This window comes from Brucella sp. TWI432, assembly GCF_039674445.1.
GTDB lineage: Bacteria > Pseudomonadota > Alphaproteobacteria > Rhizobiales > Rhizobiaceae > Brucella > Brucella chromiisoli.
This window is the reverse complement of the sequence record NZ_JBDJNL010000001.1, coordinates 284,982-298,582: the sequence shown is the minus strand read 5'-3', so window position 1 is coordinate 298,582 and position 13,601 is coordinate 284,982. Positions and strand designations below refer to the sequence as shown.

The following is a 13,601-nucleotide window of genomic DNA, read 5'->3' as shown; positions in this document are numbered from 1 at the left end:
TTTTGAATATTCATACAATTTAAAACCGGCTATAGGATAGTTCCGTCATCGCAAGTCCCTTCCCCAAAGCCGGACATACAAGCCGCATGAGCGCACACGACCTGAAGCTTGAAGAAATCGTCAATCCCGAAGCCCTTCGCCGCAAGCTCAATGAGCTGGCGGATTCAGCCGATGAAAGCTATCAAAGCCTGCCTGTTCGCAAGGTTGTGCTTCATGCGCTCAAAGACGCTCTGATCCGCGGTCGCGCCAATGCTGAAAGCCTGCTGATGAAAGATGGCGGCGGCACGCTCTGCGCGCGGCGCCTGTCTTATCTCATGGATACGCTGATCAGCGTGCTGTTTGAGTTTGCCAGCACCAAAGCCTATCCGATGACGAACCCATCCAAAGCCGAAAACATGGCGATTGTCGCCGTTGGTGGCTATGGGCGCGGCGGACTTGCCCCCGGCTCCGACATCGATCTTTTGTTTCTGCTACCCTATAAGCAGACGCCATGGGGCGAGCAGGTTGCGGAATATATGCTCTATATGCTGTGGGATATGGGCCTGAAAGTCGGCCATTCCACGCGCAATATCGATGAATGCATCCGCCTTTCGCGCGAAGACATGACAATCCGTACCGCCATTCTGGATGCGCGTTTCATCATCGGCAATCGCGATCTGTTCAATGCGCTCAACACGCGTTTTGATGAAGAAGTGGTCAAAGATACCGGCCCTGAATTCATTCAGGCCAAGCTTGCAGAACGCGACAATCGACACAAAAAGGCAGGCGAAACCCGCTATCTGGTCGAACCAAACGTCAAGGAAGGCAAAGGCGGCCTGCGCGATCTGCATACATTGTTCTGGATCGCCAAATATTTCTACCGTGTCAAAAGCAAGGAAGAACTGGTCAAGCTTGGCGTGCTTTCACGCGCAGAACTCAAGCTGTTCAACAAGGCAGAAGATTTCCTCTGGGCGGTGCGCTGCCATATGCATTTTGCGACGCTCAAGGCAGAAGAACGCCTGTCCTTCGACATTCAGCCGGAAATCGCGCAGCGTCTGGGCTATACCGCCCATCCTGGCCAGAACTATGTCGAGCGCTTCATGAAGCATTACTTCCTGGTCGCCAAGGATGTCGGCGATCTGACGCGCATTCTTTGTGCGGCGCTGGAAGAGGAACAGGCCAAGCACGTGCCGGGCTTTAACCGCATCTTCCTTACCTTCTCACGCCGCAAGCGTAAACTTGCCGGAAGCAATGATTTTGTCTCAGAAAACCATCGCATTAACATTGCCGATGCCGATGTGTTCAAACGCGATCGGGTCAATATCATTCGGATTTTTCATCTGGCAGACAAGCTGGGACTGGAGTTCCATCCTGATGCCATGCAGCAGCTCACCCGCTCGCTGAAACTGATCAATGCCGAGTTGCGCGAAAACCCGGAAGCCAACAAGCTGTTTCTGGAAGTGCTGACCTCGCCGCGCAATCCAGAACTCATCCTGCGGCGCATGAATGAATCCGGCGTGCTTGGTAAATTCATCCCGGATTTTGGCAAGATCGTCGCGATGATGCAATTCAACATGTATCATCACTATACGGTCGATGAACATCTTCTGCGCTGTATAGCCGTGCTTTCCGAGATTGAACATGGCGAGTTGGAAAACGAGCATCCGCTGGCCAATCATCTCGTCAGCGCCATGCGGCGGGATCGCGTCGTGCTGTATGTCGCTTTACTCCTGCATGATATTGCCAAGGGCAGACCTGAAGATCATTCTATCGCCGGTGCCCGCATTGCACGCAGGCTCTGCCCGCGTTTTGGCCTGTCCGCGTCCGAAACAAAAACCGTAGAATGGCTGGTGCGCGAACATCTAACCATGAGCATGGTTGCACAATCGCGCGATCTCAATGACCGCAAGACGATTGTCGATTTTGCCGATACCGTGCAGACAATGGAACGGCTCAGGCTGCTTCTGATCCTCACTGTTTGCGACATCAAGGGTGTTGGCCCCGGTGTGTGGAATGGCTGGAAAGGCCAGCTTCTGCGCACACTTTTTTACGAAACAGAACTGGTGCTGACAGGGGGCTTCTCGGAACTCCCGCGCGCAGACCGTGACCGGCAGGCGCGCGCGGCTTTGGCTGAGAAGCTTGCCGACTGGCCAGAAGCCGAGCGCGATGCCTATCTTGGCCTGCATTACACCAATTATTTCCTGACCGTCAGCCTCGACGATCAGGTGCGCCATGCGCATTTCATCCGCGAAACAGATCGCAATGGTCGCGTCCTTGCCACGATGGCCAAACCACACACATTTGAGGCAGTGACGGAAATTACCGTCCTTGCACCCGACCATCCACGCCTTCTGTCGATTATCACCGGTGCCTGCGCGGCGGCTGGCGGCAATATTGTCGACGCGCAGATTTTCACCACCGGCGATGGACGCGCGCTTGATACGATCCTGATCAGCCGCGAATTCGATACCGACGAAGACGAACGCCGCCGTGCGGAGCGGGTTGGCAAGGTGATCGAAGATGTGCTGTCCGGCAAAGCTCATCTGCCGGATGTGCTGGCCAAACGCACAAAGCCCAAGAGGGGCACCAAAGCCTTCAAAGTCGAGCCGCATGTGGAGATTAACAACACACTCTCCGACAAATTCACGGTTATCGAAGTGGAAGGTCTTGACCGGCCCGGTCTTTTATCGGAACTGACTGGCCTTATTTCCGACTTGTCACTGGATATTGCTTCAGCCCACATCACCACCTTTGGCGAGAAGGTCATCGATAGTTTCTATGTCACGGATCTCGTGGGACACAAAATTTCAAACGCAACGCGTCAGGGCAATATCAGGCGCAAGCTTATTGCCGTGCTTAGCGGCGAAAACACCGCCAAGACCAACGGTCGCGCAGCAGCATAGGTTTTTTAGTCAATGAGTTTGGTCAAGAAATTCGCAACCGTTGCGTCTGGCACGCTGATGAGCCGCATTTTCGGCTTCACGCGTGAAATGTTCATGGCGGCAGCGCTTGGCACCGGACCGGTTGCGGATGCGTTCAATGCGGCTTTCCGTTTCCCGAACACATTTCGCCGGTTGTTTGCCGAAGGCGCATTCAACGCCGCCTTCGTGCCGCTTTTTGCCAAGGAAATCGAAAAAAACGGCATGGATGGCGCGCGCCGCTTTTCCGAAGAAGTCTTCGGCGTTCTGTTCACGGTGCTGCTTTTCATCACCATCGTCATGGAAATCTCCATGCCATTTATCGTGCGCACAGTCATTGCGCCGGGCTTTACCGATGATCCGGTAAAATTCGACAATACGGTGCGGCTGGCGATCATCATGTTTCCCTATCTCGCCTGTATGTCGCTTGCTTCGATGATGGCAGGTATGCTCAATTCGCTGCATCGCTATTTTGCAGCAGCCGTAGCTCCAGTCTTTCTCAACATCATCCTGATTGCTGTTCTGGCTTTCGCATGGTGGCAGGGCTATGACGCGCTGGCTGTCGGCTATGCGCTTTCGTGGGGGGTGATGGCGGCGGGGCTTGTGCAGCTTGCCATCGTCTGGATCGATGTGCGCGTTGCTGGCATCAAAATCGGCTTTCGTCGTCCGCGCCTCACACCCGGTGTCAAACGACTGCTGGTGCTCGCACTTCCTGCCGCTATTACCGGCGGCATCACGCAGATCAATCTGCTGATCAACACCAATATTGCGTCAGGCATGGAAGGGGCTGTCTCCTCACTCGTCTATGCTGATCGCATTTATCAGTTGCCGCTTGGCGTGGTGGGCATTGCGGTTGCAACCGTGCTTCTGCCGGAATTGTCGCGCGCGTTGCGCGGCGGGCATATGCAGGAAGCCGCAAACCTACAAAATCGCTCGGTCGAGTTCACGCTGTTTCTCACACTTCCCGCAGCAGCAGCCCTTTTGGTGATGTCAGAACCAATCGTTCGTCTGCTGTTTGAACGCGGGCAGTTCAGTGCAGAATCGACACTTGTCGTCTCCAATATTCTGGCAATTTATGGCATCGGCCTGCCTGCCTATGTACTGATCAAAGCGTTTATTCCGGGCTTCTTTGCCCGCGAAGATACCCGAACGCCGATGATCTTCGCAGCCATTTCGGTTGCTGTGAACATCACACTTGCGATCACGCTGTTTTCGCGCATGGGGCCGAGCGGCATCGCCATTGCAGAAATCACCGCCGGCTGGGTGAATGCAGCGCTTTTGTTTGCAACGCTGGTGAAGCGCGGTCATTGGGGCAATGATGTTGCGCTTCTCACGCGTATTCCACGCCTGTTGATTGCAGCCGCTGTCATGGCTTTGGGCATTCATTTTTCTCTTGGCTATTTTGCCCATGAGTTGTCATCGGCATCGTCTTTTGGCGTGCGCGCCGGAACTGTCGCGGCAATGGTTGCAGGCGCCATGGTCGTCTACTTTAGTCTGGCCTTCGGACTGGGCGGCGCGAACACGGCTATGATCCGTCGCGGCATCAAGCGTGGTGGCACAAAGAAACAGTCTGACAATCAAGAATAATTGCCTTGAAAGGCAATCACAGCTCTGCGAAAACACCGCATCATAATAAATACCCTTCGCTCTCCACCGGCGAAGGCCAACATCAGGATCATATCATGAGCACGTTTAAGCCGCTTGTCTTCTCCGGCGTTCAACCGACCGGAAACCTTCACCTTGGTAATTATCTGGGTGCCATCAAGCGGTGGGTCGAGGTGCAGGAAACACAGGAATGCATTTATTGCGTGGTCGATATGCACGCGCTGACCGTCTCACCCGATCCGCTCGAACTCATTCAGTCAACACGCGAAGTCACGGCTGCCTTCCTTGCCGCCGGTATCGACCCCAAGCGCAGCATCGTTTTCAACCAGAGCCGCGTGATGCAGCACGCCGAGCTTGCATGGGTGTTCAACTGCGTGGCGCGCATCGGCTGGATGAGCCGCATGACGCAGTTCAAGGACAAGGCTGGCAAGGATCGCGAAAATGCTTCGCTCGGCCTCTTCGCTTATCCAAGCCTGATGGCGGCTGACATTCTGCTTTATCGCGCAACGCATGTGCCTGTGGGCGAAGATCAGAAACAGCATCTGGAGCTGACGCGCGACATCGCCCAAAAATTCAACAATGATTATTCCGACCGCATCGCGTCACTCGGTATCGGCGTGGATATGCAGGTGGGAGACGAGCAGGTTTCCGGCTTCTTCCCGCTGACCGAGCCGATGATTTCGGGTCCAGCCATGCGCATCATGTCGCTGCGCGATGGCACCAAGAAAATGTCGAAATCTGATCCGTCGGATCTGTCGCGCATCAATCTGATTGATGACGAAGACACCATCAACAAGAAGGTCCGCAAGGCCAAGACCGACTCGGAAGGCTTGCCTTCGGAAATTGATGGCCTGGCTGGACGGCCGGAAGCGGACAACCTTGTCGGTATCTATGCAGCCCTTTCTTCAAAGTCGAAGGAAGACATTCTGGGTGAATTCGGTGGACGTCAGTTCTCCGAATTCAAAGCTGCTCTTGCTGATCTGGCAGTTTCAAAACTGTCGCCAATCACCCATGAAATGCGTCGTCTGGTGGCTGATCCTGCCTATATCGACAGTGTTCTGAAAGATGGTGGCGAACGCGCAAGAACGGTTGCAGAAACCAATATGCGTCATGTGCGCGACATCATCGGCTGGCTGCAAGACTGATAAATATGACGTGTAATATTCTGACGTCGCCTGCTTGCGGGCGACGTCTTAGAATGCCACATTATCGCCATGGTATCAAAACGACTTAGCCGGGAAGCCGGTCACCGCCGCAAGTTTCTTGCCGTGATTGACGAGACGCCTGAATGCGGGCGTGCCGTTGCTTATGCCGCGCGCCGCGCCAAAAACTCAAATGGCGCGTTGGTCATGCTTTTTGTCATCGACAATTCCGATTTTCAACAAATCCTGGGCGTTGGCGAAATTATGCGTGCTGAAGCTGAAGAACGTGCACGCTCGACGCTTGAAAAATTCGCAGCCAAAGTGCGTGAAGAACAGGGCATTGAGCCGGAGCTGATCATCCGCGAAGGGTTGATCAGTGATGAATTGCCCAGCCTCATTGAAGAAGATCAGGACATAGCCATTCTTGTGCTGGCTGCAGGTTCCGGCAAAGACGGCCCCGGCCCTCTCGTCCAGTCTATTGCCAATCGCGCCCAGTTCCAGATCCCTGTGACCGTCATTCCATCCAGTCTTTCCGATGAAGACATTGATGCGGTGACCTAATCACCCTATATTGATGATAGATTATGTAGGACCGTTCTTGGCAAAATCTGCCTTTACGCCTATCCATGTTTACGAAAAGTTTCAGACAGTGAAAGCGGAGAACGACGATGTTCATCCAGACCGAGACCACACCAAACCCGGCAACCCTCAAGTTTCTGCCGGGTAAAGTGGTCATGCCAGAGGGTACTGCGGATTTCCGCGATGCCGCAAGCGCAGGCAATACATCGCCGCTTGCAGCCAAGCTGTTCGCAGTTCCGGGCGTCACCGGCGTTTTCTTTGGTTATGATTTTATCACAGTCACCAAGGAAGACGGCGAATGGCAGCATCTGAAACCGGCTATTCTGGGCACGATCATGGAACATTTCATGTCGGGCGCAGCTGCCATGGCTGGCAATGCAGGTGCAGCCGCCGGGGATGCTCATGATGAAGAAGAATTCTTCGATGAAGCCGATGTTGAGATCGTTGAAACGATCAAGGAGCTGATCGAAACCCGCGTCCGCCCGGCTGTGGCACAGGATGGCGGCGATATCACCTTCCGCGGTTTTGAAAACGGGACCGTGTTTTTGCACATGAAGGGTGCATGCTCCGGTTGCCCGTCATCGACGGCGACGCTCAAGCACGGCATTCAGAACCTTCTGCGCCATTTCGTACCGGAAGTGCAGCAGGTCGAGCAGATTTAAGTCTTTATAAATGCTAACAAAAAGGCCGCTTTTCAGCGGCCTTTTTTATATCTTATCTTATCGGACGATAACCTTGGCTCCTTGTTCGGCACGCTCATAAAGATCTAGAATATCCTGATTCATCATGCGAACGCAGCCTGATGACATCGCCTTGCCGATCGACCACCATTCCGGCGTTCCATGAATACGATAGCCGGTGTCGCCGCTCTTATTGTAGAGATAAAGCGCACGTGCACCCAGCGGGTTCTTGAGACCGGGTTGCATACCGTTGCGATATTTCGCCAGCTCCGGCTGACGCTTGATCATAGCCGCTGGTGGCGTCCATGTCGGCCATTCACGCTTCATGGCAACACGCGCTGTTCCCGACCAGCCGAAGCCTTCGCGACCCACGCCGATGCCGTAACGCATCGCTTTGCCATCCGGCTGCACCAGATAAAGGAACTTCTCGCCCGTATCGACGATAATCGTGCCCGGCGCTTCGTTGGTCTGATATTTGACGATCTGGCGACGATATTGCTGCGGGATTTTTTCATTCGGAATGGCGGGAATTGTATAACCAGCATCGCTGACCGACGAATAGGATGCCGTATAGAATGTGCCACCAACAGTGGAACAGCCGGCGAGCATTCCGCCCAGAAGCAGCGTTGCGGCCAGTTGCAAGACGCGAGACTTCATGAATTTCCCCCAGACCAAAATAGCAAAAACACGAGCGCATTGCTCTCTTGGTCGCAAATATGCGGGAGGATTCTTAACCAGCCGTTAACCGTGATTTAAAAATTTATGAGCAGCCTCTTTTTTGCCATTTTCCTCGCGGTTGTGTTTTGTGTTTGCCCGACACGCGGGCAGGAGCGCACAATACAGCCATGCCAATCGTGATTCCCCACAAAACCCACCCGCTTTCCGATGGAAGGCAATCTGAAAACGCGATGCTCGTGCGTCGCGGTGTACAACGCCTGTTTCTGGACATGGGATTGGCAACGCTGCCCGAATTGCCACTTGCTTCGGGACGGCGTGCTGATCTGATCGCTGTCAGTCGCAAAAGCGAAATCTGGATTGTTGAGATTAAATCATCCATCGAAGACTGGAAGGCAGATCGGAAATGGCCGGACTATCGCGCCTATTGCGACCGGCTGTTTTTTGCGACACATCCATCTGTGCCACGCGACATCTTCCCGGACGATTGCGGCTTTATCTTATCGGATGGTTATGGGGCTGAAATTCTGCGCGATGCGCCGGAACACAAGCTTCCCGGCGCGACCCGCAAGGCGCTGATGCTGCGCTTCGCACGAGCGGGTGCTGCACGCCTGACGATAGCAGAGCTTGCAGGTCTCAATGTCCCCGAGACAGACATTGATTAACTCGATTGACTAGCGCGGCGCGCGCTTGGCCAGAATCCGCTGCAAAGTACGGCGATGCATATTGAGACGGCGCGCCGTTTCGGAAACATTGCGCTCACACATTTCATAAACGCGTTGAATATGTTCCCAGCGAACGCGGTCGGCAGACATCGGATTTTCCGGTGGCGCGACTTTTTCGCCCGGACGCCGGGTCAGAGCCGCGAAAACCTCATCGGCATCGGCAGGCTTGGAAAGATAGTCGATTGCACCAAGCTTCACTGCGTTCACAGCCGTCGCGATATTGCCATAGCCGGTCAACACGATTGCACGCGTATCGGTGCGGCGCGAACGAATGGCTTCGATGACATCAAGGCCATTTCCATCGCCAAGGCGCATGTCGACCACAGCATAAGCGGGTGCTGCGGCTTTCGCTGCAGCAATACCTTCTTCAACCGATTCTGCAGTCGTCACCTGAAAGCCACGGCCTTCCATGGCACGCGCCAGACGCTGCAAGAAAGGCTTGTCATCATCAACCAGAAGGAGGGTGGGATCGTTGCCAATGGCTTCGGTGTCTTCCTGCTTCAAGTCTTCCATGGGTGCTTCCTGCCTGTATTTTTATTCCCTTATTGATACCCCTGCGTCAAAAAGTCAAATAGCCATTGAATTGTTGAGGCAATCCGAACAAAAAAATGCCATATTAGAGGTAGGCAAATCCTTGTATTTACACGCGCTTTTGAAGCAAAGACTCAAAGATCAAAACAGCCTTTTCTTTTTATATAAAAGAAATTCACGGCGCAGATTTATAGAATATTGAATGGTTTCATTGGCTTACAATGAAGGCGGCGCGTGGCCAAACCACCTTCACTTCCGCACCCTGCCCCGGATTCTTTCGGTTTCTGAAGCTGATCTGCGCGCCCGAACGCTCCAGCAAGGTTTTCGCAATAAATAGCCCCAGACCAAGTCCGCCACCGCCATTATGCGTGCTGTCGCGACTGGTCATGTAGGGCTCACCGATTCGGTCAAGAATTTCCGGCTTGAACCCTTCGCCATCATCTTCGATGGTCACTGTCACATGAGCGTCGGTCCAACCCCAGGTCACGCTCACCTTGTCGCTTGCAAAATCGACGGCATTTTCCACCAGATTGCCAAGTCCATAAAGCAGACCCGGATTGCGACGCACAACCGGTTCAGGCTTGGGTCCATCAATCTTTGTAACCTCAAGCGCAACGCCAAAGTTGCGATGCGGCTCAATCACTTCCTCAATCAGCGACGAGAACGGCAAACGTGACATATGTTCTTCATTTTCCGAAGACAGGCTGGTCAGGCGCTGCAAAATTTCGCGACAGCGCGCCGCCTGCGATTGCAGCAGCGCAATATCTTCCGCCAATGCGGGGTCGCTATCGGGCTTTTTTGCATAGGTGCGCTGCATTTCCTTGACCACAAGCGTGATGGTGGCAAGGGGTGTTCCCAGTTCATGGGCGGCAGCAGCGGCAAGCCCGTCAAGCGCGGTCAGATGCTGCTCACGCTGGAGTATGAGTTCCGTTGCCGTCAAAGCGTCGCCTAACTGTCGGGTTTCTTCGGCGATGCGATAGGCGTAGACGCCGGTAAAGCCCAGCGCCGAAATGATGGCGCACCAGATGCCGCCCACAAAAAGAAACGGCAAAACCAGTGTTTCACCCGGATACCAGGGCAAAGGGCGGTGATGCATCAACAAAAATGTGGTGCAAAAAACCACCAGCAATGCCAGCGCCAAGGTATGCCTGACCGAAAGCGATGTCGCCGAGATAATGACAGGCGCAATCATCAAAATGATAAACGGGTTCTGCAAACCACCGGTGAGATAAAGCAGCCCCGCCAATTGCAGAATATCGAAAGCCAGCACCAGACTTGCAGCATCGGGATTGAGCCGATGATTGTTTGGAAAGCGAAAAGCCAGATAGAGATTGAGCCAGGCTGAAGATGAAATCAAGGCGAGGCAAATGCTGATTGCGAAGCTGAATTGCAGATAAAGCGCCACGAACAAAACTGCCGCTGTCTGCCCCGCAATAGCCAACCAGCGCAAACGCACCAATGTAGTCAGACGTGGCCTGCGTGAGAGATTGGAAGCGCGATTATCGAATTCTGCGTGCATAGCCACTCCCAGACATTCCAGAAAATGTGAAACAGTTTTGTGCTCAAAAATACCAATCAAAAAAGCTGACGAGAACAAAACCGCTTTTGGCTTCTTATGCGACAGCGCAAATATTCATGCAAGCAGAACTGTGTCATCCAGTCGCAGCTTAACAAGCAACGACGGATACCCCTTAGTTTACCGGGCTTTATGCGCAATCACGTTGCCTTCAGGGCGCGCCCAGATAAATTGTGTCAATTTTGTGAATAATTTATAACACCCAATAACAAGCGTAGGAGGGCACGCATGGTTATCTTCAGGGGGAAGATATCATCAGGCTTGGGCAGGCATTCAGAGCTTGTTATTCCGGGTAAGAAAAAACTTTTGAATGCACCTAGCGACTGGCCGGATCGGTTTGCTTCCGGCTCATTGAATGTGCAGATCGTGGAATATCCACCCATTCTGCGAAGCCATCGCAAACAGCTAAAGGCGCTGGATCGCGGCCTCGTTCCACCGAGCATCGTTATCCCACAGCACGAAATTGTGAACAACAGCCTGCGGCGCAAACTTTTCAAGCCGCGCCGCGGCACAGGGCAGGCTTGGCGGGCCACGCTTCACGCGCATTCCCATTCCATGAATGTGTGGGTTTTCCGGCGTATCGGATCGCATATGCACGATTGCCTTGAGCTGATCTCAGAAAAGCGTATCCGTGAAAGCCTCAACATCCGCGATCAGGATGAGGTTCACGTGGTTCTGCATTCTTGATCGTCATCAAGTGCCGCGCGGTTTTGCTCTGCGCGTCGCTTGCGCATTGGCCGGATCTTCCGGCCAGACATGACGCGGATAGCGACCACGCATGTCGGTGCGCACATCGGCCCATGAGCCAGCCCAGAAGCCCGGAAGATCGCGCGTGATCTGGATTGGTCGATGGGCAGGCGAAAGCAGCTCCAGCAGGAGCGGTACTTTGCCATTGGCAATGGCCGGGTGAATGCTCAAACCGAATAACTCCTGTACACGAACGGCCAGGATCGGCTCATCCGCATCATAACGGATCGGAATATTCGAGCCGGTCGGCACCTCAAAATGCGTCGGTGCCAGCTGATCGACGCTGCGTTGCAGGTCAAACGGCACAAGGCTCATCAAACCGTTTTTCAGCACATGCGCCGGGATGCGGTCGAGTTGCGCCTCGCCTGTGAGAAATGGCAGCAACCAGTCATCAAGACGTTCAACAAGATTGTCGTCATCCATCGATGGCCATGGATCGCCAAGCCCGCGATAAAGCCAGCCGAGACGACGGCGCAGAATTTCGGCTTCTTTGCCCCATGGCAGAATCTGCAAACCATGCTCGCGCACGGCAGCGATGACGCCCTCATCAGCAACCGCACCCGAAGGCGCAGCCAATGGCTTCTCCGACAAAGCAATCGCGCCGATGCGCACGGCTTCACGCGCACGCAGCGCGTTCTTGTCCGCATCATAGACGATCTGTCGTCCGCTCTCGATCTTATTGCCGAGGGCTGCACGGATTTCCGTCTCTGACACTTCTGCCGCAGACAAGATACGCGCACGGCCTGCTTTACCCGACATATCGGCCACCACCAGCCATTGCGCACGGCTGAGGCTGATCGCTGGATCGACTTCGCCACCACGCCCATTGGCCAGCAGAAATTGCCCCTTTGCGCCACGCGCCTTAGCGATACGGTCTGGATAGGCGTCAATCAACATACGGCCAACACTTGAACCTGCTGCTTCGCCCCTGTTTGGCACATTGGCTGCCAGCCGTTTAGCGAGATTTTTTGCGCGTTGCGCGCGATCAGAGCGATCATTGCGGAACCGCGACATGCGCGTATCGAGATCGGTTTCATTGCCACCAAGACCACGCTCGGTCAAAAGCATGGCGAGTTCTGCTGCCCGCAAAGCCTCGCCGCGTTTTCCCGCTTCCGCCACCATATGCGCCAGACGCGCAGGGAGTGCCAGTGAGCGCATGGCCTCGCCATCGGCGGTTAGGCGTCCGTCATCATCCAGCGCACCAAGCCGCACGAGCAGCGCTTTGGCTTCTTTGAGCGCGGGTGCGGGTGGCTTATCGAGCAGCGACAAAGTTGCTGGATCGGTCACGCCCCAAGCAGCCGCATCAAGCACAAGGCCGGAAAGATCGGCCTCCAGAATTTCGGGCGGCGAGAAAGCAGGGAGTGACGCCGTTTGACCCTGATGCCAGAGGCGAATAGCGATGCCCGGCTCGGTACGACCGGCGCGACCAGCCCGCTGATCAGCACTTGCGCGTGACGTGCGCACCGTCTCAAGACGCGTGAGGCCCGTAGCAGGTTCGTATTTTGGCAGGCGGGCAAGGCCAGAATCGATCACCACCCGAACCCCATCGATGGTGATGGAGGTTTCGGCAATGGATGTTGCCAGCACGACCTTGCGGAAACCTGTGGGCGCTGGCTTGATTGCCGCATCCTGATCTCGGCCCTCCATTGCGCCATAAAGCGGCGCGAGAATGATATTGGCAGGCAGGAATTTTTCCAGGCTTGCTGCGGTGCGTTCGATCTCGCCCTGACCGGGAAGGAAAGCGAGAATGCTGCCCGTTTCGTCCGCCAGCGCTTCACGGATGGCGCTTACCATCGCATCTTCAATGCGCTGATCCGGCTTGCGCTCGCGGTGGCGAATATCGACGGGAAAAGCGCGACCTTCGCTCTCAATAATCGGCGCGTCGCCCAAAAGTGAGGCTACCCGCGCACCATCCAGCGTTGCCGACATAACCAATATTTTGAGATCCTCGCGCAAAGCGGCCTGCACATCAAGCGCCAGCGCCAGACCAAAATCAGCATCAAGGCTACGCTCGTGAAACTCATCAAACAGAACAGCGGCGATGCCCTTGAGGTCCGGATCATCGACGATCATGCGTGCAAAAACGCCCTCAGTGACGACGAGAATTTTGGTCTTCGCCGAGACCTTGCTTTCAAGGCGCATACGATAGCCGACCGTTTCGCCCGGCTCTTCACCCAAGATCTGCGCCATACGGCGGGCGCTCGCGCGTGCTGCCAGTCGGCGCGGCTCAAGCAGCACAATCATGCCATCGCCGCGCCAGCTTGCATTTAAAAAATGCAGTGGCACCAGCGTTGTCTTACCCGCGCCGGGAGGGGCAACCAGAACTGCACTTGCATGATTGGCAAAAGCGGCATCCAGTTGCGGCAGAATGCGGATAACGGGAAGATCGGGCAGACTCGTCAAATGAAATTCCGTATTATAAAGGCGTTGCTTTGGTGCTTATC

General features: G+C 54.7%; 11 protein-coding genes. 7 read left to right on the top strand and 4 right to left on the bottom strand.

The features are described 5' to 3' along the window. The first annotated feature begins 86 nt into the window (after positions 1-86). From ABE527_RS01370 to ABE527_RS01350, 5 genes are all read left to right on the top strand, one after another. Positions 87-2,882 carry a [protein-PII] uridylyltransferase gene (locus ABE527_RS01370; RefSeq protein WP_499695858.1) on the top strand — a complete coding sequence of 932 codons (2,796 nt, stop codon included), beginning with the start codon at positions 87-89 and terminating at the stop codon, positions 2,880-2,882. 12 nt (positions 2,883-2,894) lie between these two features. After that, positions 2,895-4,484, top strand: coding sequence for a murein biosynthesis integral membrane protein MurJ (gene murJ / locus ABE527_RS01365; protein WP_265982710.1), 1,590 nt, complete (start codon positions 2,895-2,897; stop codon positions 4,482-4,484). Between the two features lie 95 nt (positions 4,485-4,579). After that, the gene (trpS, locus tag ABE527_RS01360) at positions 4,580-5,647 is read left to right on the top strand and encodes a tryptophan--tRNA ligase (protein ID WP_499695857.1); all 1,068 of its coding nucleotides are present in this window, start codon (positions 4,580-4,582) and stop codon (positions 5,645-5,647) included. Positions 5,648-5,716: 69 nt separating this feature from the next. Next, on the top strand, positions 5,717-6,205 hold the full coding sequence (locus ABE527_RS01355) for a universal stress protein (protein ID WP_265982708.1): 489 nt from the start codon (positions 5,717-5,719) through the stop codon (positions 6,203-6,205). 107 nt (positions 6,206-6,312) lie between these two features. Further along, positions 6,313-6,885 (top strand): NifU family protein, encoded by a 573-nt coding sequence (locus tag ABE527_RS01350; protein WP_265982707.1) that lies wholly within the window; start codon positions 6,313-6,315, stop codon positions 6,883-6,885. A 57-nt stretch (positions 6,886-6,942) separates the two neighbouring features. On the opposite strand, the gene ABE527_RS01345 is transcribed toward ABE527_RS01350, so the two are convergent. Continuing rightward, complete coding sequence (locus ABE527_RS01345) at positions 6,943-7,560, bottom strand: L,D-transpeptidase (protein WP_499693312.1); 618 nt, start codon at positions 7,558-7,560, stop codon at positions 6,943-6,945. A gap of 188 nt (positions 7,561-7,748) precedes the next feature. Between ABE527_RS01345 and ABE527_RS01340 the strand changes: the two genes are divergently transcribed. After that, a complete protein-coding gene (locus ABE527_RS01340) occupies positions 7,749-8,243 on the top strand; it encodes an MmcB family DNA repair protein (RefSeq protein ID WP_265982705.1) in 495 nt (164 codons plus the stop codon). Positions 8,244-8,252: 9 nt separating this feature from the next. Here the strand turns inward: ABE527_RS01340 and regA are convergent, their stop codons facing one another. Together regA and ABE527_RS01330 are read right to left on the bottom strand one after the other, a co-directional pair. After that, positions 8,253-8,816: a global response regulator transcription factor RegA gene (gene regA / locus ABE527_RS01335; protein WP_024898183.1), complete on the bottom strand. Its 564-nt coding sequence runs from the start codon at positions 8,814-8,816 to the stop codon at positions 8,253-8,255. A 226-nt stretch (positions 8,817-9,042) separates the two neighbouring features. Further along, on the bottom strand, positions 9,043-10,353 hold the full coding sequence (locus ABE527_RS01330) for an ActS/PrrB/RegB family redox-sensitive histidine kinase (RefSeq protein WP_265982704.1): 1,311 nt from the start codon (positions 10,351-10,353) through the stop codon (positions 9,043-9,045). Between the two features lie 285 nt (positions 10,354-10,638). Between ABE527_RS01330 and ABE527_RS01325 the strand changes: the two genes are divergently transcribed. Beyond that, positions 10,639-11,097 (top strand): DUF120 domain-containing protein, encoded by a 459-nt coding sequence (locus ABE527_RS01325; RefSeq protein ID WP_499695856.1) that lies wholly within the window; start codon positions 10,639-10,641, stop codon positions 11,095-11,097. Positions 11,098-11,103: 6 nt separating this feature from the next. Here ABE527_RS01325 and hrpB read toward each other — a convergent pair whose 3' ends face one another. Beyond that, a complete protein-coding gene (hrpB, locus tag ABE527_RS01320) occupies positions 11,104-13,560 on the bottom strand; it encodes an ATP-dependent helicase HrpB (protein ID WP_499695855.1) in 2,457 nt (818 codons plus the stop codon). Positions 13,561-13,601 lie beyond the last annotated feature (41 nt).